The 21,910-nt window shown below is 66.3% G+C and carries 18 protein-coding genes; 15 read left to right on the top strand and 3 right to left on the bottom strand.

Annotated features, from left to right (window positions below; translation table 11 throughout):
- Positions 1–63 precede the first annotated feature (63 nt).
- Positions 64–2,205 carry a murein biosynthesis integral membrane protein MurJ gene (gene murJ / locus ASG86_RS15020; RefSeq protein WP_056335976.1) on the bottom strand — a complete coding sequence of 714 codons (2,142 nt, stop codon included), beginning with the start codon at positions 2,203–2,205 and terminating at the stop codon, positions 64–66.
- 60 nt (positions 2,206–2,265) lie between these two features.
- The gene (locus ASG86_RS15015) at positions 2,266–2,766 is read right to left on the bottom strand and encodes an NUDIX hydrolase (protein WP_056335973.1); all 501 of its coding nucleotides are present in this window, start codon (positions 2,764–2,766) and stop codon (positions 2,266–2,268) included.
- Positions 2,767–2,974: 208 nt separating this feature from the next.
- Here ASG86_RS15015 and ASG86_RS15010 point away from each other — a divergent pair, with 208 nt between their 5' ends.
- From ASG86_RS15010 to ASG86_RS14950, 15 genes are all read left to right on the top strand, one after another.
- A complete protein-coding gene (locus ASG86_RS15010) occupies positions 2,975–4,483 on the top strand; it encodes a CCA tRNA nucleotidyltransferase (protein ID WP_056335970.1) in 1,509 nt (502 codons plus the stop codon).
- On the top strand, positions 4,480–5,064 hold the full coding sequence (locus ASG86_RS15005) for a histidine phosphatase family protein (RefSeq protein WP_018769863.1): 585 nt from the start codon (positions 4,480–4,482) through the stop codon (positions 5,062–5,064). The genes ASG86_RS15010 and ASG86_RS15005 overlap by 4 nt, the downstream gene beginning before the upstream one ends.
- Positions 5,065–5,219: 155 nt before the next feature.
- Complete coding sequence (locus ASG86_RS21120; protein ID WP_268760611.1) at positions 5,220–5,354, top strand: hypothetical protein; 135 nt, start codon at positions 5,220–5,222, stop codon at positions 5,352–5,354.
- A 355-nt stretch (positions 5,355–5,709) separates the two neighbouring features.
- The gene (locus ASG86_RS21115) at positions 5,710–5,838 is read left to right on the top strand and encodes a hypothetical protein (RefSeq protein WP_268760610.1); all 129 of its coding nucleotides are present in this window, start codon (positions 5,710–5,712) and stop codon (positions 5,836–5,838) included.
- A gap of 48 nt (positions 5,839–5,886) precedes the next feature.
- Entirely contained in the window at positions 5,887–7,347 is a 1,461-nt protein-coding gene (locus tag ASG86_RS15000; RefSeq protein WP_056335967.1) for a glycosyltransferase family 87 protein, read from the top strand.
- Positions 7,340–8,779 carry a phytoene desaturase family protein gene (locus ASG86_RS14995; protein WP_056335964.1) on the top strand — a complete coding sequence of 480 codons (1,440 nt, stop codon included), beginning with the start codon at positions 7,340–7,342 and terminating at the stop codon, positions 8,777–8,779. The genes ASG86_RS15000 and ASG86_RS14995 overlap by 8 nt, the downstream gene beginning before the upstream one ends.
- A 69-nt stretch (positions 8,780–8,848) precedes the next feature.
- Positions 8,849–10,837, top strand: a complete 1,989-nt coding sequence (locus ASG86_RS14990) for a penicillin-binding transpeptidase domain-containing protein (protein WP_056335961.1) — start codon at positions 8,849–8,851, stop codon at positions 10,835–10,837.
- A gap of 25 nt (positions 10,838–10,862) precedes the next feature.
- The gene (locus ASG86_RS14985; RefSeq protein ID WP_056335957.1) at positions 10,863–12,545 is read left to right on the top strand and encodes an ATP-binding cassette domain-containing protein; all 1,683 of its coding nucleotides are present in this window, start codon (positions 10,863–10,865) and stop codon (positions 12,543–12,545) included.
- Positions 12,546–12,665: 120 nt separating this feature from the next.
- Positions 12,666–13,439 carry a DeoR/GlpR family DNA-binding transcription regulator gene (locus ASG86_RS14980; protein ID WP_056335955.1) on the top strand — a complete coding sequence of 258 codons (774 nt, stop codon included), beginning with the start codon at positions 12,666–12,668 and terminating at the stop codon, positions 13,437–13,439.
- Positions 13,436–14,650, top strand: a complete 1,215-nt coding sequence (locus ASG86_RS14975) for an MFS transporter (RefSeq protein WP_056335949.1) — start codon at positions 13,436–13,438, stop codon at positions 14,648–14,650. Before ASG86_RS14980 ends, ASG86_RS14975 begins: the two co-directional genes overlap by 4 nt.
- 22 nt (positions 14,651–14,672) lie before the next feature.
- Positions 14,673–16,169 carry a bifunctional phosphatase PAP2/diacylglycerol kinase family protein gene (locus ASG86_RS14970; protein WP_056335946.1) on the top strand — a complete coding sequence of 499 codons (1,497 nt, stop codon included), beginning with the start codon at positions 14,673–14,675 and terminating at the stop codon, positions 16,167–16,169.
- Positions 16,170–16,316: 147 nt separating this feature from the next.
- On the top strand, positions 16,317–17,240 hold the full coding sequence (locus ASG86_RS14965) for an ABC transporter ATP-binding protein (RefSeq protein ID WP_056335943.1): 924 nt from the start codon (positions 16,317–16,319) through the stop codon (positions 17,238–17,240).
- On the top strand, positions 17,240–18,133 hold the full coding sequence (locus tag ASG86_RS14960; protein ID WP_056335940.1) for an ABC transporter permease: 894 nt from the start codon (positions 17,240–17,242) through the stop codon (positions 18,131–18,133). Before ASG86_RS14965 ends, ASG86_RS14960 begins: the two co-directional genes overlap by 1 nt.
- A gap of 273 nt (positions 18,134–18,406) precedes the next feature.
- Positions 18,407–19,813, top strand: coding sequence for an amino acid permease (locus ASG86_RS14955; RefSeq protein ID WP_056335937.1), 1,407 nt, complete (start codon positions 18,407–18,409; stop codon positions 19,811–19,813).
- A 22-nt stretch (positions 19,814–19,835) separates the two neighbouring features.
- Positions 19,836–21,143, top strand: coding sequence for a M18 family aminopeptidase (locus tag ASG86_RS14950; protein ID WP_056335934.1), 1,308 nt, complete (start codon positions 19,836–19,838; stop codon positions 21,141–21,143).
- Here the strand turns inward: ASG86_RS14950 and ASG86_RS14945 are convergent.
- Positions 21,140–21,799, bottom strand: coding sequence for a PglD-related sugar-binding protein (locus ASG86_RS14945; protein WP_056335933.1), 660 nt, complete (start codon positions 21,797–21,799; stop codon positions 21,140–21,142). The two genes, ASG86_RS14950 and ASG86_RS14945, sit on opposite strands and share 4 nt — an antisense overlap.
- Between the last annotated feature and the right edge of the window lie 111 nt (positions 21,800–21,910).

Raw genomic sequence — 21,910 nt, 5'->3', positions numbered from 1 at the left:
TTCGATCCTAGCCGATCCGCCCCAAACGGCCGTGGAGAAGACGTGAGCCGGACCCGATGGGGCTCACTTTTTCCGCTTGCGCCGGGTCTTGAAATACGGGTTCTCGCCGGGCTTGCCTTGGTAGGTGCGGCGGCCGGGAAGCGGGATCTGCTCCTTGAGCAGGCCGCCCCGGGCGGTGCCCGGTTGGTCCTCACCCGGCAGGTAGGCGCCTTCGGCACCTTGCCGCGCGCCGTCGTCGTACGTTTCCAGCCGCCGGGAACCGTGCTCCGGATCGGGGCCGGCACGGAAGGAGACGGCGTCAAATTCGCCTGAAATCCGTGGGATAAGGCCGGTGTCAACGGACGTGGTGGCACGCTCCGGGCGGTGGCTGCGCTCCCCCTCGGCACCTTCACCGTGAGCGGGCGACGGCGTGTCCCCGGCTTCCGGAGCAGCGGCCAGGCCGCCGCGGCCAAACCTGCCCAGCAGGGGCCGGAGCATGTCGGTGAGCTCCGAGACCCGGAACAGCTTGAGCAGGAAGAAATAGACCACCAGCATGACGGGGCCCACCACAACGACGGTTACCAGCGCGGTGAGCCGGTTCTGCCAGGCGAAACCGTCCGGGTTGTAGCTGCCCATGAGCCACAGGGCGCCCGCACCGGCGATTGCCGAGCCAAGGGCCGCGTACCCCATCCGAATGTACGAGTTGGCAATCCGCGGGCCGTCAAGGTGGCCCAGCATGCGCCGCAGGAAGAACGCGCTGATGACCACGGAGAGGATGTTGCCCACCATGTACAGGACGGCGATGGCGTAGATGATCTGGCCCACCGGCAGGAACTGGATGGCAAAGGCGCCGGCCACGTACACCACCGCGAGCAGCAGCTGGACGTAGAACGGCGTACGGGCGTCCTCGTTGGCGTAGAACACGCGGGACATCATGAAGTTGGCACTCATGAACGGGGTGCTGAGGGCCAGGATGGTCAGCGTCTGGGCAAGCATGACGCCGTCCTGCCGCGAGCCGCCGGAGAAGAACATCCCCAGCGGACCGGCGAGGGCAAACAGCGCCAGGGCGCCGAAGACGGTGGCTACGGCCATGGTCCGCAGTCCGTGGGAGAGGGCATCGCGCAGTTCAGTGCGGTTGCCGTCCTGGGACGCCCTGGTCATGCGGTTGAAGAGCACGGTGGCCAGCGACAGCGCGATGATCGAGTGCGGCAGCAGGTACAGCTGGCTGGCCACCTCCAGGACCGCGTTGCCGGGGAGCGTGTCAGCGGAGGCGTCGCCGGCCTGCTGCAGCCGGATACGTTCGGCACCGGGGATGGTGGCGATGCGCATGACGTACAGGAAGGCCAGTTGCCCGACGGCGGCCGTCAACAGCGTCCATACGCTCAGTTTGGCTGCGTGGCCCAGTCCCACGCCCCGCCACCCGAACCGGGGACGGAGGCCGAGTTTGAGCCGGAAAACCGGCACCAGCAGGATGGCGGTCTGGGACAGCACGCCGATGGTGGAGAACCCGGCCACCAGGAGCGTTTGGGTGGGGCCCCAGTTGTCCAGGGTGTGGGGGTTCACCTTGTTCTCGCCGAAGATCCAGATGAACATGCCCAGGCCGGCGATGGCCACCAGGTTGTTCAGGATGGGAGCCCACATGGCTGGGCCAAAGGCTCCGTTGGCGTTCAGGACCTGGGTGAGCAGGGCATAGAGGCCATAGAAAAAGATCTGCGGCAGGCACCAGAACGCGAAGGCCACAGCCAGGGCCTTCTGCTGGGGTGAATACCCCTGGGTGGTCAGTTCAATCACGCCCGGGGCCGCCAGCGTGACCAGCGCCGTCAGGCCGAACAGGAGCAGGACAGCCAGCGTCAGCAACCGGCTGATGTAGTCCGCTCCCCTGTCCGGGGCCTTGCTGGCCTTGATGATCTGCGGGACCAGTACGGCGTTGAAAACGCCGCCGGCCACCAGGAGGAAGATCAGGTTGGGCAGGTTGTTGGCGTTGATGAACGTGTCATTGACCGTTGAGCCCAGGCCCAAGGCGGTACCGAGCATCCAGGTCTTGCCGAAGCCCAGGAAACGAGACACCAGGGTCCCGGCAGCCATGATGGCGCTGGAACGGGTCTCACTGGCCCCCGCTGCTGCGGGCTGGGCCAGATCCGGAGCCGCCGGCTCCGGAGGCACCCCGTCGGGTGCGGCGTCATCGGGCCGGCCGGACCGGTCTGAAGGAAAGTTGGTAGCTGACATCGACTTCATCGTCTCACCCACCGGCACTTAACGCCGCAATGGCGACGGCGGCGTCCGGGCTTAGAGGTGCCCGGGCAGGACCTCGCGGGCGAGGTCGGCGATGCGGCGTTCGTTGGGGAAGGACAGCTTCCGCGCAAGTTCCTGGATGGGCACCCACGCCACATCCACGGCTTCCTGGTCGGGATCGTTCTCGATGGTGAGTTCGCCGCCCGTGGCACGCAGGAGGTAATGGTGCACGGTCTTGTGGACCCGGTGCCCGCTGACGGTGAACCAGTAGTCGATACTGCCAAGCGGCGCCAGGATGGTGCCCTCGATGCCGGTCTCCTCGGCAATTTCCCGGACCGCGGCCTCTTCGTTGTTTTCCTTGCCCTCCGGATGCCCCTTGGGCAGGCACCACTCGAGCCGTCCGCCCCTGTTAAGGCGGGCGATGATCGCAACCCTCAATTCGGCGTCGGACGTATCCACCACAACGCCGCCGGCCGAAACTTCCTCCACCGTGGGCAGCGACGCCGGTGCCGACTGCTGGGCAGGGGCAACGTGCGCCCCGATTGCCGACGGCAATGGTGCGTTCGTCCTCCTGCCGGGAGCGCTCGGTACTGGATGGGCCATGGAGTCCACTCTAACGACTGTTGCCCTCCCGTGATGACCGGAACATGACACCAACATGGACGGGATATGACGCACTTTCCGGCAGGGAACCTCAATCCGCGCGGATCGTGACGCTTTTTTGGACTGCCGCGGCGCTGGTTTCTGCCAAGCTTAAGGAACTATGTCGCACGCACATCACAAGATTGATTCCCACACTGTCGACTTCAAGGTGGACCCGGTGGTCCTGGAGCTCGGGCAGCGCTTCGTGGACGCCGGCCACGAGTTGTCCCTGGTGGGCGGTCCGGTGCGCGACCTGTTCCTTGGCCGGACCTCCCCCGACTTGGACTTCACCACCGATGCCACCCCGGACCAGACCGTGGCGCTGATCAAGAAGTGGGCGGACAACTTCTGGGAGATCGGCCGGGCCTTCGGCACCATCGGCATGCGTAAGGCCGGCTTCCAGATCGAAATCACCACCTACCGGGCCGAGGCGTACGATCCCGACTCCCGCAAGCCCGTGGTGGCCTTCGGTTCCTCCCTGACCGATGACCTGCTGCGCCGCGACTTCACCATTAACGCCATGGCCTTGAAGCTGCCTTCCATGGAGCTGGTGGACCCCTTCGGCGGCGTCCGCGACCTCCACGCCTCCGTGCTGGCTACCCCGGGCGCGCCGGAAGCGTCCTTCTCCGATGACCCTCTCCGGATGATGCGGGCCGCCAGGTTCGCCGCGCAGCTGGGAGTTTCGGTCTCCGACGACGTCCGGGAGGCCATGACGGGCATGGCGGACCGGATCAGGATCATTTCCGCCGAGCGCGTGCGGGATGAACTGGTCAAGCTGGTTTGCGGAGCCCGGCCACGCGTGGGGATTGACCTGCTTGTGGACACCGGGCTGGCTGAGCATGTGCTGCCCGAGGTTTCCGCCCTCCGGCTCGAATCCGATGAGCACCACCGGCACAAGGACGTCTACCAGCACTCCCTCCAGGTCCTGGAACAGGCGGCAGAGCTTGAAACCGACGCGGAGGGGCCCGTGCCCGGCCCGGACTTCGTGCTGCGTTTCGCCGCATTAATGCACGACGTCGGAAAGCCGGCGACGCGCCGCTTCGAACCGGGCGGCGCGGTCAGCTTCCGTCACCACGACATGGTGGGTGCCAAGCTCACCAGCAAGAGGATGAAGGCGCTGCGGTTCGACAATGACACCATCAAGGCCGTTGCACGGTTGGTGGAACTCCATATGCGCTTCTACGGCTACGGCGATGCGGGCTGGAGCGATTCCGCCGTCCGCAGGTATGTGACCGACGCCGGTCCCCTGCTGGAACGGCTGCACCGCCTGACCCGCTCCGACGTCACCACCCGGAACCAGCGCAAAGCCGAGCGTTTGGCCTTCGCCTATGACGACCTCGAGGCCAGAATTGCGGCCCTCCGCGAACAGGAGTCTTTGGACGCGGTGCGCCCGGACCTGGACGGAGCCCGGATCATGGCCCTGCTGGACATCAAGCCGGGGCCGGTGGTGGGCCGCGCCTACAAGTTCCTCCTGAATGAACGGATGGAATACGGACCACTGCCCACCGAAGAAGCCGAGGCGCGGCTGCTCCGCTGGTGGGGCGAACAGCCTGAATCCGCACCTGCCGCACAGGGCCCCGAAGCCTCTCCCGCCGTCGTCGAACCTTCCCCCGTTGAGGAGTCCAAGTGACCAACCCCGCCTTTGCCCCGCGCCCCCAGCTCTGGATCCTCCGGCACGGCGAAACCGAATGGTCCAAGAGCGGGCAGTACACCGGCCTGACGGACCTTCCCCTGACGGTGGAAGGCGAGCAGCAGGCGGTGGAGGCCCGCAAGGTGCTGGACGGCGTCGACTTCGACCTGGTGCTCACCTCACCGCTCCGTCGGGCTCGGCGGACGGCCGAACTCGCCGGCTTCCCCGATGCCCGGCATGAACCGCTGGCCGTCGAATGGAACTACGGCGATTACGAGGGGATCAGCTCGGACCTGATCCGCAAGGACAATCCCGACTACCTGATCTGGACACATGGCGTGCCCAACGGTGAGACGCTCGACGAGGTGGCGGCGCGGGCGGACAAGATCATCGGCCGGATCCTGGAATCCGGGATGGACAACGTGCTGATCGTGGCGCACGGACACTTCTCCCGTATCCTCACGGCGCGCTGGCTGGAATTGCCGCCCACCGAAGGCCGGCATTTCATTCTCGGCACGGCGAAAGTCTGCACGCTTGGCTGGGATAAAAAGACCCCCGCTATTGTGCGCTGGGGCCTCTAATCCCCCTTATTCAAAAAGTTTTCTCCTTTTCCCTGGAATTGCTGGTCTTCCCTGGAATCCTGGGGTACCTTTATTCCTGACCCCGCGGCCATCTGCCAGGGTCATAGACCGCATTGCACCCCACGCAGCGGACGGCAGAAAAGGAGGTTGGGATAATGATGACTTTGACTGGCGAATGGAATGCCCCCATCAATGCATTCCCGGCCTTTGCTGATGACGCATGCGTGGCTTCGGTCAACTCCGGTTTCCGCCGGGCGGCGGCCCTCCCGGGCCTGCTGCGACGCCGCTAAGAGGCGCTGGCTTCCCGGACACCCGCTCCGCGCGGCCCGGGCCGGGAATGCGTTTTGGCAGGACTGCCAGGCTGCCCCGCTGAGTTTTCGGCTGGTTTTCCGCAAATGCGGCTGGCCCGGCACCCGCTGCGCAGGCGCATAATCCCGGGTTCGTCAGAACTCTGTCCCGGGGTCGCGCTTCGCCCTTAGCTCGCGGTGCTCCGCCTCATAATTGTGCCTATCGCGCAATTCCCGCTAATCCCATCAATGGGTTTTTCTGCGCCCTGATTCGCGCCGCTTTTGCGCTGCGTTATGCGGCGCTAATTTGTTATGCGCTTTTTCGGCCATATTACAGAGAAAGGAGGTGGCTCCCTTGATGCAAAAAATCATGGGGCTCCTGTCCCGCCCCCTGCAGCGCCGCAGTTCCCTGAACACGGCCCTGCTGGAACAGCACAGGAACGACGTTTTCGTGCTCATGCACCAGCAGCTGGGCGGCCTGCGCTGACGGCCGGCCCCGATCCCGCGGGACGGGGCCGGCTGTAAGCTCGATGCCATGCACGAGACCAAGGCGCCGGACGGTGGACGACGGCCCCGAATCGTGGTGCCCAGCCGCAGCGATGCACTGTTGCAGAAATTCACCGAGGTGATCGGCGGCCCACTGGGTAGCAGGTCGGATCCCGGGGTGGTCTCCCCCGGTGTCTACTCGGTGCAACGGGTGCTCATTGTCCTCACGGCGCTGGCAGCCCTGGTGGGGATCCTGCTGAAAGGGTATTGCAGGGCCAACGGCTGGGAAACCCCCACGCAGTTCTATGCCACCTGCTATTCGGATTTCCCCGAACTGTTCCGGAACCGCGGCATGGCGGAGGGTATCTTTCCCATCCTGGGCAGCGGCAGCCAGTTCGAATACCCGGTGCTCCTCGGCTTGATCGCGGGGGTGACGGCCTGGCTGGTGCCCGGTGGAGAGGCCAGTGCGCGGGCCCTGGGCTACTTTGACATCAATGCCGTGCTGCTCGCGGCGGTGGCCATGGCCACCGTGCTGGTGATTGCCCGCATGCCCGGCCGCAGGCCCTGGGATGCCGCTATGGTGGCAGTGGCCCCGGGGATCGTCCTGGCCGGAACCATCAACTGGGACCTCTGGGCTGCGTGCCTGCTGGCATTCGGGATGTACTTTTTCGCCCGGCAGCGGCTGGTCCCCGCCGGGGTCATGATTGGCCTCGCCACTGCCACCAAGCTGTATCCGCTCCTGGTGCTGGGGGCCATCCTGCTGCTTGCCGTGCGCACGGGACGGTGGCGACCGCTGTTGGTGACCGGTGGCAGCGCGGCCGCAACGTGGGTCCTGGTCAATCTCCCCTTTGCCGCCGCCAACCCTGCCGGCTGGGCCTATTTCTTCCAGTACAGCGCAGACCGCGGCGCCGGATACAGTTCAGCCTGGTTCGCCTACAACCTGGTGGCGGACCGACTGGGCTGGTCCGGGCTTGGCGCCGGCCCCGTCAGCATACTGTCCGCCGGGTTCTTTGCCGTGGCCTGCGCAGGCATTGCCGCTGTTGCCCTCACCGCTCCCCGCCGCCCCCGCCTGGCGCAGCTGGTGTTCCTGATCGTCGCGGCCTTCATCCTCACCGGCAAGGTCTATTCGCCCCAGTATGTGGTGTGGCTCATTCCGCTGCTGGCCCTGGCCAGGCCACGGTGGCGCGACTTCCTTGTCTGGCAGGGCATCGAAGCCCTGCATTGGGCCGCGATCTGGATGTACCTTGGACAGGTGACCAGCGCAGGTTCCTCCCAGCACAACCTGGACATGCCCTACTACGTCCTGGCTGTCGCCGCGCACATGGCCGCGGTGGCGTACCTGATGGCACGTGTCGTGTGGGACATCTACGACCCCACGTACGATCCCATCCGCCGCCACCACCTCGACGATCCGCACGGTGGGCCGTTCGCCAACGCACGGGACCGGATCCGGCTTAAGCCACTGCGCCGGGCCTCATTCCGCACTTCGAAGGAGGGGACCCGTGCCTGACGTGGCGGTAGTGGGCTCGGGCCCGAACGGACTCTCGGCAGCTGCGGTCATGGCGCGGGCCGGACTTTCTGTGGAGGTCTTCGAAGCAGCAGCAAAGATTGGCGGCGGAACGCGGACCACGGAGTTGATGCAGCCCGGGTATTTCCACGATGTCTGCTCCGCAGTGCATCCAATGGCCCTGGCCTCCCCGTTCTTCCGGGCATTCGAGCTGCCCCGCAGGGTGGACCTCATCACCCCGGACGTGTCCTTCGGTTCACCGCTGGAAGGCGGCCGGGCAGCCCTGGCCTACAAATCGATGGACCGGACGGTCGAGGGACTGGGCCAGGACGGGCCCGCGTACCGGCGGCTCATGGAACCGCTGGTACGCCATATTGACGACGTCATGGACTTCACCCAAAACCAGCTCCTCCGGATCCCCCGGAACCCGCTGGTGGCCGGCGTCTACGGACTGCGGACCCTGGAACAGGGGACCGGGCTGTGGAACCTTCGGTTCCGGGAGGACCTGGCGCCCGCCCTCCTGAGTGGGGTGGCCGCCCACGCCGTTTCCCATTTGCCGTCCCTGGCGGCCTCGGGAGCCGGGCTGATGCTCGGCGCCCTGGGGCACGCCGGCGGGTGGCCCATCCCGCGCGGCGGTTCCGCCTCCATAGCGGCAGCACTCGCGGACGACATCCGCGCCCACGGGGGCTTCATCCACACCGGAACCCCCATAGACCGGTTGGAGCAGCTTCCTGCCACCCGCGCAACGTTGCTGGACGTGGCACCCAGGGGGCTGCTGGACATGGCAGGCCCCTCACTTCCCCGACGCTACCGGCGCGCCCTTGAACGCTTCCGCTACGGCAATGGCTCGTGCAAGGTTGACTTCATCCTGTCCGGGCCGGTGCCATGGCAGGCCAGCGGACTTTCCGACGCCGGCACGGTGCACGTGGGCGGCACGCGGGCCGAGCAGGCGCGCTCGGAGAACGAGGTAAGCGCGGGACGGCACCCTGAACGGCCCTATGTGCTCGTGGCCCAACCGTCCCGCTTCGACCCCCACCGCGCGCCGGCAGGCCGGCACACACTGTGGACGTACTGCCATGTTCCCTCCGGCTCCACGAAGGACATGACCAACCAGGTTGCGGCCCAGCTGGAACGGTTCGCTCCGGGCTTCCGCGACCTGGTGGTGGAATCACATGCCATCACCGCGGCGGAGTTGGCCCAGTACAACCGCAACTACATTGGTGGCGATTTCAGCGCCGGCATCATGGACGTCCGTGGCCTTGTCCAGAAGCCGGTAGTGTCCCCGGTCCCCTGGCGGACGCCGCTGCTGGGCGTCTACCTGTGTTCGTCGTCGACACCGCCGGGTCCAGGGGTCACGGGCATGCCCGGGATGCACGCCGCAAAGCACGCCTTGAAGGATGTCTTCAAACTGCCGGTGCCGGACCTGGGTCTCTAGGCTCCGAAGCGGCAAGGGCAGAAGACACCGGTGGCGTGCTTGGCGTCCGGCCCGGGGGATAATGGCGCCATGGGGAAATCAACAAAACTTTCGCTTGCCATAGCTGCGCTCATTCTGGGCACGTCGCTGGTGGCCTGCGACGACGGAAAGTCCGGAGCCGAAGCCGCGGCACAACAGCTGGCCAAGGCAGTCTCGGCCCTGGACGTGGGATCGGTTGCGTTTGACGGCAAGGACGCCGCCGCAGCCAACGACCAGCTGCACCAGGTCTTCGCGGCCCTGGATCCGCAAAAGCCCGAGGTCCAGGCGGGCGGACTCACGCTGGATGGCGACAAGGCCTCCGCACCGTTGGACTACACCTGGAAGTTCGGCGACGCTGAGTGGAAGTACACCATCCCGGCAAACTTCAAGAAGTCCGGCGACAAATGGCTCACCGTCTGGAATCCGGGCCTCCTGGCGCCTGGCCTCGGGGACAGCGAAATTGTGACCAAGGGATCCCAGTCGCCCCAGCGTGCCGACATCCTTGGCGCCGGGGACGTCCCGCTGGTGACCTACCGTCCCGTGGTGGACGTGGGCATCGACAAGCCCCAACTGGGCGGCGCGGACCCTGCCGATTCCGCCGGAAAACTGGCGGCCCTTGTAGGGGTGGATCCTGCCGCCTACGTGCAGCAGGTCAAGGCGGCCGGTGCCCAGGCCTTTGTTCGCGCCATCACCCTCCGTCAGGAAGGCCGGACCGTCTCCGATGAGCAGATCAGCGCCATCCCGGGCGCGCGGGGCATCCCGGCATCGATTCCCCTGGCTCCGAGCAGGACCTTTGCCCGTGCCGTGCTCGGTTCGGTGGGGGAAGCCACCGCCGAACAGATCGAAGCTTCGGATGGTGGCCTGGCTCCCGGTGATGTCACGGGTATCGGCGGGCTCCAGCAGCAATACGACGAACAGCTCCGCGGATCAGACGCCGTGGTCATCCGTGCCCAACGCGCCGACCTCACGCGCGAACAAATCCAATCCGCCGGCACCGACCCCCGCCGCGTCCTCTTCCAGGTGGAACCCAAGCCCGGGACGCCGCTGAAGACCACCCTTGATCCGCGGCTGCAGACCTTGGCCGAGAGCACCCTGGAGGGAGTGGGGCCGGCCTCAGCCATCGTGGCCCTTCGGCCTTCCACCGGCGCCGTGCTGGCAGCGGCTTCCGGACCGGGCAGCAACGGCTACAACACCGCCATGCTGGGGCAGTACGCGCCGGGTTCCATCTTCAAGATGGTGGATTCACTGGCCATGTTTCGCAACGGGATGACGCCGGACTCCACGGTCCAGTGCACCCCCACGCTCACCGTGGACGGGCGGACCTTCAAGAACTCCGAAGGGTACCCGGAGACCTCCCTGGGGGCAGTGACCCTGCGGGACGCCTTTGCGCACTCCTGCAACACGGCCTTCATTTCCCAGCGGGACGCGGTGTCGCAGGGCCAGCTTGAAGCCGCTGCCACATCCATGGGTGTTGCGGTCGAGGCGCCGAAACTCGGCGCCGAAGCCTTTCTCGGTTCCGTTCCGGGGCAGGCCCAAGGCACCGAACACGCAGCGTCCATGATCGGCCAGGGCAAGGTACTGCTCTCGCCCCTGGCCGCGGCCATCATGGCGGGCTCGGTGGCCAAGGGCGCCCCCGTCTCCGCGCAACTGGTCCTCAACGCCGACGCCGGGGCGCCGGCTGCCGGAACCACGGCCGGCTCCACTGCTCCCGCCGCCGCACCGTCCGCCACCGCCACGGCCGAGGCACCCTCCACGGCCTCTGAGAAGCCGATCACGGCCGCAGAGGCGGCGTCGCTGGCAGACATGATGCGTGCCGTCGTCACGTCAGGCCACGCAGGCTTCCTCTCCAGCGTTCCCGGGGCGCCAGTGGGGGCGAAGACCGGAACCGCTGAGTTCGGCACCGAGAATCCGCCAAAGACCCACGCCTGGATCGTGGCGGTCCACGGTGACCTGGCCGTGGCTGTCTTCGTGGAGGACGGCGGCCTGGGCGCCACCACCTCCGGTCCCCTGCTGAAGCAGTTCCTCACCGCCGCCGGCTAGGGACGGCCGTGGGAGGATTGACGGTGTGGCCCATATTGACGTTTCCGGCATCGACTACTTCCTCTCCGACGGTACCCAGCTCCTGAACGGGGTGACCTTCAAGGTTCCGGACGGCACCAAGACCGCCCTGATTGGGCCCAACGGCACGGGCAAGACCACGCTGTTCCGGATCATCGCCGGCGACCTGGTCCCGGACGAGGGCGTCATTGGCCGCTCCGGAAACATGGGCATCATGCGCCAGTTCGTGGGGCAGGTGCGGGACGGCTCCACCGTCCGGGACCTCCTGGTGTCTGCCGCTCCCCCGGCGCTGGCTGCCGCCGCCCGCGAGGTTGATGATGCCGAGCTGGCCATGATGGAGCACGACGACGAACCCACCCAGATGCGGTACGCCCAGGCCATCGTGGACTGGGGGGACGCCGGGGGCTACGACGTCGAGACTGTCTGGGATGAGGTCTGCATGGCCGCGCTGGGCCTGCCCTTTGACCGCGCACAGCACCGCCCGGCGTCGACCCTTTCCGGCGGCGAGCAAAAGCGGCTGGTGCTCGAAGCCCTGTTCGCCGGCCCGGACGATCTCCTCCTCCTGGACGAGCCGGACAACTACCTTGACGTGCCCGGCAAGCGCTGGCTGGAGGAGAAGCTGAATGAGTCCAGGAAGACCGTCTTCTTCATCAGCCATGACCGGGAACTGCTGAACAACGCCGCCGGGCGCATTGTCACCCTGGAACCCGGCATCAACGGGGCCGCCGCGTGGATCCACGGCGGCGGCTTCGGATCCTATGTGGAAGCGCGGGCGGACCGGAATGCACGGTTCGAGGAATTGCGGAAGCGCTGGGACGAGGAGCACATCAAGCTCAAGGAGCTCGTCAACATGTACAAGAACAAGGCCGCTTTCCGCTCCGATATGGCCAACCGGTACCACGCCGCCCAGACCCGCCTGGCAAAGTTCCTTGAGGTGGGGCCGCCCGAGGCGCTGCCCATCGAGCAGAACGTGCAGATGCGGCTCAAGGGCGGGCGGACCGCGAAGCGTGCCATCGTGGCGGAGCAGCTGGAACTGACGGGGCTGATGAAGCCTTTCTCCACGGAGGTCTGGTTCGGCGACCGCGTGGGCGTGCTGGGCTCCAATGGCTCCGGGAAATCACACTTCCTGCGGCTGCTGGCCACCGGCGGCACCGACCCCGAACGCGAGCACCTGCCGGTTTCCGATGTTGAAATCGCGGAGGTGCCGCACGAAGGCACCGTAAAACTTGGGGCCAGGATCCGGCCCGGCTTCTTTGCCCAGACCCACGTCCGTCCCGACCTGTTGGGCAAGACCCTGCTGGAAATCCTGCACCGCGGCGATGAACACCGTTCCGGCCTTGGCCGGGAGGCAGCCGCCGGTGCCTTGGACGGCTACGGACTGGCAGGGCAGTCGGAACAGAAGTATGAGTCCCTCTCCGGCGGGCAGCAGGCACGGTTCCAGATCCTTCTGCTGCAGCTCAGCGGCGCCACCCTGCTGCTGCTGGACGAACCCACGGACAACCTTGACCTGCATTCCGCTGAAGCACTGGAACGGGCCATTGACCACTTTGAAGGAACGGTCCTGGCGGTCACCCACGACCGCTGGTTCGCGCGGACCTTCGACAGATTCCTGGTGTTCGGCTCCGACGGGAAAGTGTACGAGTCCGCCGAGCCGGTATGGGACGAACAAAGGGTGCAGCGGGCCCGCTGAGAGGTTGCTCCATCAGATATGGCTGTTTTACCGATGGTTTAGCAGCGGTATCTGATGGAGCAAGCAGAGTATCTCTCTTTTCTTCCTGAGCAAATGATCATTGACTGTTAGCATTTGATCATGAAGACCGACGAGCGGCACCGAACCATTGCCGAAATCCTCCGGCGGCAGCCCGAGGTGAGCGTCGAAGAGCTGATGCAGGCCTGCGCCGCCTCCGGTGCAACCATCCGCCGGGACCTTGAAGTACTCGCCGGCCATGGCGTCCTCCGCAGGGTCCACGGCGGTGCCAGGAGCCTGATCGGCCATGGGCAGAACCCGGGCTACGGACAGCGCGAGCTGGAGGACCGGGACGCCAAGAAGCGCATCGCAGCTGCGGTGGCCGGCCTGCTGGTCCAGGGCGACCACGTCTGGCTTGACAGCGGCAGTACCGCGACGGAGGTGGCACGGGCAGCGCTTGGCCGGGAACTGACCCTGATGCCGATGTCCCTGCAGGCCCTCAACGCTGCCGCCGGCGGGGACAATGCCGGGGGTGCCCGCCCAGCCCTGCTGCTTCCCGGCGGAAGCGTGGTGCCCGGCGAACTCTGTTTCCGCGGGCCCCTGGCCGAGTCCAATATCAGGTCACTGCGTTTTGACACCGCGGTGGTCACGCCCTGCGCCGTGGATTTCCACGACGGCCTGCTGGCCCACGACCTCGACGATGCGGCGGTCAAGAAGGCTGGCCTGGAATCTGCGGCACGCGTGGTGGTGGCCGCCTCAGCAGCAAAGTGGCAGGCCAATGCCCGGGTACTCGTCGCCGGCCTGGACCGGGTGGATGTGATCGTGACGGACCGGCAATTCAGCGCCAGGGACAAAGCCGAACTCGAAAAATACTCTGTGGAAGTAGTGAGCGTATGAGCACCAATACCGGCACCGAACAGCAGGCCGGCCTGAGGGTCGCCGCCGCAGCCACATTCGTGGTCTTCGGCATCAACGGACTGGTCTTCGCCAGCTGGGCGGCCAGGATCCCTGCCGTCACGCAAACGCTGCACATCACGTCCGGCCAAATGGGCACGCTGCTGCTGTGCACGGCCGTGGGCTCACTGCTGGCACTTCCCACCGCCGGGCTGGTGGTGGGCAGGATCGGTACCGCCAACACGGTCCGCTTTGCCGGCCTGCTGGCTGCGGCGGCCGGCGTGGGCATTGCCCTGTCACTCTCAGCCACGTCTATTCCCGGAACGGCGGTGTCGCTGTTCTTCTTTGGCATTGGCATCGGGCTCTGGGACGTGGCTCAAAACATTGAAGGGGCCGATGTGGAGCATAAGCTCCGCCGCACCATCATGCCCCAGTTCCACGCGGCCTTCAGCGGCGGCGCCTTCGTTGGAGCCCTCGTGGGTGCAGGGCTTTCCACCCTGGGCATCGACCTCCCGCTGCATCTCCTGGTGATTGCCGCCGTGGTAGTGCTCGTTGCCCTGGTGGTTCCACGCTACTTCCTTCCGCACATCTCGACGGCCACCGCCGAAGGGGAACCGAAGCCGGCCAAGGGACCCTCCGCCTGGCGGGACAGCAGGACGCTGCTGATCGGAGTGGTAGTCCTGGGCGCCACGCTCACTGAAGGCGCGGGCAACGACTGGATTGCCAAGGCCTCGGTGGACGGACTCGCGGCCTCCGAGTCAACCGGTGCGCTCATGTTCGCCCTCTTCGTCCTGGCCATGACGGCAATGCGGTTCCTCGGCGGCCGCGTCATCGACAGGTACGGACGGGTCGCCGTGTTGCGCGCCAGCATGGCCGCGGCAGCTGCGGGACTGGGACTCTTTGTGCTGGCCCCCAACATCTGGCTCGCCGGCATCGGCGCGGCCCTGTGGGGCGTTGGTGCCGCGTTGGCCTTCCCCATGGGCATGTCCGCTGCCTCCGATGATCCGCAGCACTCCGCCGCTCGGGTTTCAGTCGTATCCACGCTCGGGTATATATCCTTCCTCGCCGGACCGCCGCTGTTGGGTTACCTCGGTGACCTCACCGGCATCCACACTGCCCTGCTGGCCATCATGGCGCCCATCCTGGTGGCCCTGCTCCTGGCCGGAGCCGCGAGGCCCCTGCGGATGGAGGAGCAAGCCGCCGAGCGGGAGTAGCCGTTGGGGTTAGGGTGATCACATGCAAAGCGCAAGGCCGCGGGGACGAAGCTGGATCAGCCGCCTCGATAGATACTTTCTCAAGCATGTATCCAACCTGCCGGGCGGCAACCACGACCTGTTCTTCCGCCGGCTCTCAGCCTCGGCGAACAAGGGCAAACTGTGGATGGGGGCGGCGGCCGTCCTGGCGCTCTTTCCAGGCAGGACGCGGAGGGCCGCACTGCATGGCCTCCTCGCCCAAGGGGTGGCCTCCGCCGTCACCAACGTGGTGTTCAAAACGCTGCTCCCCCGGACCCGCCCGCTCCCCGAACATCTGCCGGTCTTCCGCTTCGTGCATCCGCAGCCCACGAGCTCCTCCATGCCGTCGGGGCATTCAGCGTCTGCCATAGCGTTTGCCGTCGGCGCCGGCCTTGTTCGCCCCGCCGTGGGTGCCGCCCTGGCTCCCGCCGCCCTTGGAGTTGCCTATTCAAGGGTGCACACCGGCGCCCACTGGCCCTCGGACGTCCTCTTCGGTTCAGCGCTGGGTGCCGGCGCCGCCCTGGTGACCCGGCATTGGTGGCCGGTCCGTCCGCCGATACCGCAGACCACGAGGGCTTGGACCAGTGCACCCGAACTGCCGGACGGCGAGGGCTTGAGCATCGTGGTCAACACTCTGGGTGGATCGTTCAAGGAAGAAACCGCCTCGGCGCTCAAAGAAGTATTTCCCATGGCGCATATAAACACTGTGCAGCCGGATGAGGACCTGCTGCAGCGGATTGCCGCCACCGCTGATTTCCCCGGCACCCGTGCCCTGGGCGTGTGGGGCGGGGACGGAACCGTCGGAGCGGCGGCCGCCGCCGCCGTCGAACGTTCCATCCCCCTGTTGGTCCTGCCGGGGGGAACCCTGAACCACTTTGCCCGCGACGCGGGGACGGGAAGCCTGAAGGATGCCGTGGAAGCGGCGGGAAAAGGTGATGCGGCCCTGGCTGACATCGGCGTCGTAACCGCGGAACGTGGCTTGGCGGGAAGCCCCGAGGTATCCGAGATGGTCATGCTCAACACCTCAAGCATCGGCCTGTACCCGAACTTCGTGCGTCGGCGGGAGCACCTGCAGCCGGCGCTGGGGAAGCCGTTGGCCGGCGTCGTGGCGATGTTCAGGACCTTTGCCGCAGGCACCCCCATCACCCTGTCCGTGGACGGAGTGGTGCGCAAAGTGTGGATCGCCTATTTGGGCCGGGGACGGTTTTACCCCCGGGACCATGCACCCCTTTTCCGGCCGGTGATGGATGACGGGGTGCTCGATGTGCGGATGATTACCGCCGATGAATCGTTCGCGCGGGTACGGCTGCTGTGGTCTGTGCTGACGGGCACGGTGGCAAGTTCCGGCATCACGCACCTGCGGGAGGCCACGGAGGTCAGAATTGACGCGGGCGGTTCGCCCATGGCGCTGGCCGTGGATGGAGAAGCGCTGGCCGGAGTGCGCACCGTGTCCTACCGGATCCGGCCACGGGCCCTGACGTACTACTCGCCGCGCCGCTGACCACCAGTGGCGGCTGGCGACCAACCCTGATTCGCCCCTGAATCATCCCTGATTCCCGGGAAAACCAGCCCCGGCGTCGGTAGCGTAGGGCATGAACACCCACCAAACACCATCCGCAGCCGCGCGCTGCCGTGCAAAGGATTCTCCATGATCGAGGCAAACGGGCTGACCAAGGTCTACGGTGCCAAAACCGCCGTGGCCGGTGTCAGCTTTACCGTCAGGGCAGGGCAAGTTACCGGCTTCCTGGGCCCAAACGGCGCAGGAAAGTCCACCACCATGCGGATGATCATGGGGCTGGACCGGCCGACGTCGGGATCTGTCACCGTGAACGGCCTCCCGTACGTCCGGCACAAGGCACCCCTGCGCGAAGTAGGTGCCCTGCTTGACGCCAAGGCAGTCCACACGAGCCGCAGCGCCTACAACCACCTGCTGGCCATGGCTGCCACGCACAGCATCCCCAAGTCCCGGGTGCACGAGGTCATTGAAATGACGGGGCTGGACGCGGTGGCACGCAAGAAGGCCGGAGGCTTCTCCCTGGGAATGGGCCAGCGGCTGGGCATTGCCGCGGCCCTGCTGGGGGACCCGCAGACCCTCATCCTCGACGAACCCGTCAACGGACTGGACCCGGAAGGCGTGGTCTGGGTGCGGAACCTGGTCCGCTACCTCGCGGGGCAGGGACGCACGGTGTTCCTCTCCAGCCACCTGATGAGCGAGATGGCGCAGACCGCGGACCACCTGATCGTCATTGGTCGCGGCCGCGTGATAGCCGACGCACCCATCCGCGACATCATCACCGGCAAGGGCCAGTCCCGGGTCCGCGTGCGCACGGATCAACCTGACCGGCTTCACAAGCTTCTCGCCGCACGGGGAGCCTCCATCGACGTCCCCGAACGGGAATTGCTCGAAGTGACGGGCCTGGAGCCCAGAACCATCGCCGCAGCCGCCCTGGAAAACCAGGTCATGGTCTACGAACTCACGCCGCTCGTCGCCAGCCTCGAGGAGGCCTACATGGAACTGACCAAGGACGATGTCGAATACCACTCCCTTCCCGCTGCGGAGGTCAGCAAGTAATGAGCGCAATGGCCACTGAATCCACGTCCTCGCCCGAACCTGCAGCATCCGCCGGGAGCCGCAACGTCCGCAACGGCGGCCGCTCCCTGCCTGGCCCCACGTTCCTCCGGGTGCTGAACTCGGAAGTCATCAAGTTCCGCACCCTGCTTTCCACGCTGATCCTGCTCGCTTCCACCGTGGTGGTCATGGTCGGGTTTGGCGCCCTGTCCGCATGGGGGACCGGCCAGTTCGCGGATGCCGCCACGCGGGATCCGCAGGCCGCCGCCCGGATGGCATCGCAGGGCGGCGACCTTGCCGTCAGTGTGCCCACCTCCGGCATCGCCTTCGCCCAGCTGATCCTGGGGTCCCTCGGCGTGCTCCTCATGAGTTCGGAATTCACCACCGGGATGGCGCGGTCCACCTTCGCCGCCGTGCCCAGGAGGCTGCCTGCGTTCGCGGCAAAGCTCGTGGTAGTCATGGTGACATCGTTCGTGGTTACCGCTGTGTCCACCTGGATGGCCGCACTGGTGGCCGTGCCCATTCTGGACAACTACGGCCTCACGCTGGATCCCGGCAGCTCACAGTCGGTGAAGCTCCTGTTGGTCAACAGCGTCTACGTGGCAGCCGTCGCCGCCATCGGCATGGCGCTCGGCACGCTGATCAGGAACTCCGCCGGCGGCATCATGAGCCTGGTGGGTATCTTCTTCGTGGCGCCCATCGCTTTCCAGCTCATCCCCGGGGACTTCTTCAAGGAGGCCCGGAAGTACCTGCCAGGCAACACGGTTGAGCCGCTGACGGCCGCCCAGCACGTTCCCGACACGCTGGAAACCTGGCAGGCGGCACTGGTCCTCGGCGGCTGGGTGGTCATCCCCGTCGTGCTTGCCGCAGTCCTGCTGAAACGGCGGGACGTCTAGGGGAAACCCCGGCATCCGCTCAGCAGGGAACGAACGGCGCGTGGTTTCCGGCACATTACGAAAATGCCTGTGAGGAAACTTTAATTGCCCCTGACGGTTCCTGCTTGGAGTCACGTCCTGTTGGGCGCAACCAGGTCTGTTGGAGTGCACAAAGCACGGCGCATAATGGCGGACCTAGGGTGAAACGACGATGTGGTGCACCACACGGTCCCCGGTGGTCCGCCACGGCACCCCGCTCAACCTCTGCTATTTTCCCAACAGGACGGCGCTTCCATGCATGCTGACCAGCAACTCTCAAAGTCCCTGAAACCCAGGCACCTGTCCATGATCGCCATTGCCGGCGTCATCGGTGCAGGCCTCTTCGTCGGCTCGGGCGCCGCGATCCAGCAGGCAGGCCCCGGCATCCTCGTCGCCTATGCTGCCGCGGGCCTGGTGGTCATCCTCGTTATGCGCATGCTGGGGGAGATGGCCGCTGCAAACCCGGAGACCGGTTCCTTCTCCACGTATGCGGACAAGGCACTGGGCCGCTGGGCAGGGTTCAGCATCGGCTGGCTCTATGCCTGGTTCTGGATCATCGTCCTGGGCATCGAGGCCACAGCAGGTGCGGCCATCATGCACCGTTGGGTGCCGGGCATTGACCAGTGGGTCTGGGCCCTGGTCCTCATGGTGCTGCTGACGCTCACCAACCTCGGTTCGGTGAAGTCCTACGGCGAGTTCGAGTTCTGGTTTGCCTCCATCAAGGTGGCAGCGATTGTCCTCTTCCTGATCTTCGGCGCCGCCGCCATCCTGGGGCTCATCCCCGGCGTCCCGGCCCCCGGCCTGAGCAACCTGATCAACAACGGCGGCTTCATGCCCAATGGTCCGGGCGCTGTCCTTGCCGGAATCCTCGTGGTGGTCTTCTCCTTCTTTGGCGCCGAGATCGCCACCATTGCCGCCGGGGAATCCGAAAACCCCGTGGACGCCGTCAAGAAGGCCGTGAAGTCCACCGTCTGGCGCATCCTGGTCTTCTACATCGGCTCCATCGCCGTGGTGGTCACCCTGCTTCCATGGAACTCGGCCTCCGTGGCCAAGAGCCCCTACGTAGCGGTCATCGAACTGTTCGGCATCCCCGGCGCCGGAACCATCATGGACGTCGTGGTGCTGACCTCCGTGCTCTCCTGCCTGAACTCCGGCCTCTACACCGCCAGCCGCATGCTGTTCTCCCTGTCCACCCGTGGCGACGCACCGCGTGCCTGGACCCGCATCTCCCGCCGGGGCGTCCCCGCTGCCGCCGTCCTCGCCTCCACGGTGGTTGGCTTCGTCACGGTGGGCCTGAACTACATTGCCCCGGACACGGTGTTCCTCTTCCTGGTCAACACCTCCGGTGCCATCGCACTGTTCGTGTGGCTGGTCATCTCCGCCTCGCAGCTGGTCCTGCGGCGCCGCATGGGAGCGGCAGCGAAGGACCTGCAGCTGAAGATGTGGCTTTTCCCGTACCTCACCTGGGCAGCGATCATCAGCATCGTGGCCCTGCTGATCGGCATGGTGATCGTCGAATCCACCAGGGAGTCCCTGCTGCTCTCGCTTGCCCTGGCCGCCGTCGTGGTGGCGGTGGGCGTCCTGCGCTACCGCGGGAAGGGCCCGGCCACCGCCGGACAGCCGGCCGTGGCAGCCGAGGCTGCATCGGCACCTGCCGAGTAGGCGCTTCGCTAGACTCGGGACCATGCCTTTGCCTTCCTCTGCCGCAGACCACATCCAGGACCTTGGCGCCTATGTCAGCGCATCGCCGTCGAGCTTCCACGCTGCGCATGAGGGGGGCCGGCGGCTGGAGGAAGCCGGGTTCACCCGCCTGGATGAGCTACAGCCGTGGGAGGGCGGGCCCGGTTCGTTCTTCATCATCCGTGACGGCGCCCTGATCGCGTGGGTGGTCCCCGAAGGTGCGGGACCAGCCACGGGATTCAACATCCTGGGCGCGCACACCGATTCGCCGTCGTTCAAGCTCAAGCCCAAGCCCACCACCGGTGCCCACGGCTGGCTCCAGGCCGGGGTGGAGATCTACGGCGGCCCCCTGCTGAACTCCTGGCTGGACCGCGAGCTGCGGCTCGCGGGCCGGCTGGTGCTGCTTGACGGCACCGAGCACCTTACGGCCACCGGGCCGCTGCTCCGCTTCCCGCAGCTGGCCATCCACCTGGACCGGGCCGTCAATGAGGGGCTGACCCTGGACAAGCAGCGCCACATGAACCCGGTGTGGGGGCTGGGGAATCCAACGGATTCCGACCTGCTGGGTGTGCTGGCGGCGTCCGTTGCCGGCGCATCCGTTGATCCGGGGCAGATTGGCGGGTACGACGTCGTTATTGCGGACACGCAGGCGCCTGCGGTTTTCGGGGGCAAGGGGGAGTTCTTCGCATCAGGGCGGCTGGACAACCTTTCAGCCACCCACGCCGGCCTGGCGGCGCTGGCCGCCCATGCGGGGACCGCAGCTGAAGCCGGCCCGATTGCTGTCCTTGCCGCTTTCGACCACGAAGAGATCGGCTCCAACTCCCGCTCAGGGGCCTGCGGGCCCATCCTCGAGGACGTCCTGGTACGGATCTCTGACGGCCTGGGCGCAACGGTGAGCCAGCGGCGGCAGGCCCTGTCGGCGTCGTTCTGCCTCTCTGCCGATGCCGGGCATGCGGTCCACCCCAACTATCCGGAGCGGCACGACCCCGCCAACCACCCGGTGCTGAACGGCGGCCCGCTGCTGAAGATCAACGCCAACCAGCGTTACGCGACCGACGCCTTTGGAGCCGCCTTCTGGGCGCGGCTCTGCGGCGAAGCCGGCGTTCCGTACCAGGAATTCGTGTCCAGCAACGTGGTGCCCTGCGGCTCCACCATTGGGCCCCTCACCGCGACCCGGCTGGGAATCCGGACCGTTGACGTCGGTGTACCGCTGCTGTCCATGCACTCAGCCCGGGAGCTGTGCGGGGTGGAGGATCCACGCCGCCTCGCCGCCGTGACGGAACTGTTCTTCCGGACTGCGGCGCAGCGCTAACGGATCCTGCCGTAGCTGAACGTCCCGTGATCAATTTCGCGGGCCGGCACCCCCACCCAGGTTTCGCCGTCGGGAACATTGCTGAGCACTCCGGCGCACACGCCGATCGTTGCGTAGTCTCCCACCGACGTCCTTTCCCGGACGCTCGAATTCAAGCCTAGATATGCGCCTTTGCCTATCCTGACGCCACCCCCCAGCGAAACGCCGGCGGCAAACGTCGCAAAGTCGGATACATCCACGTCGTAGGAAAACGTGACCGATGGCATGGCCACCACATGGGAACCCAGGGTGACGGCGGCCGTCAGGGTGACGTTGCGCAGGAGGATGCTGCCGCGCCCCACCCGGCAGCCTTCCGGGTACTGGGCTGAAGGATCCACGGCAGTGCCGTACCTTGGCTCGCCGATCCCGAGGGAGGCCAGGTGCAACACCACCGCCTCGCGTTCCTTGCTCGCAGCGATGCACACCAGGAAGAAGGCGTGCGTGTAGTTCACGGCATCATCAATGCTGCCGAGGACGGGAGCGCCGTCCACCGTGACACCGGCCATCTCCCTGTCATCGTCGAGCAGCCCAACGACGTCATACTGGCCGCTGCTGCGGACCATGGCCAGCACTTCACGCGCCAGGCCGCTGGCACTTACCAGGATCAGTTCGCTCACGTGAACACTCAGGCAGCAGTCTGCCGGGGGGTCGTTACTGGGGTCCGCTCCATGCTGTACCTTTCCGGCCGTGCTTGACGTCCTCCCAACGTGGCACAAGGATATTCTTCG

It is taken from the genome of Arthrobacter sp. Soil764 (assembly GCF_001428075.1).
GTDB lineage: Bacteria > Actinomycetota > Actinomycetes > Actinomycetales > Micrococcaceae > Arthrobacter.
The sequence above is the reverse complement of the archived record's forward strand: the minus strand, read 5'-3'. Positions and strand labels throughout refer to the sequence as shown.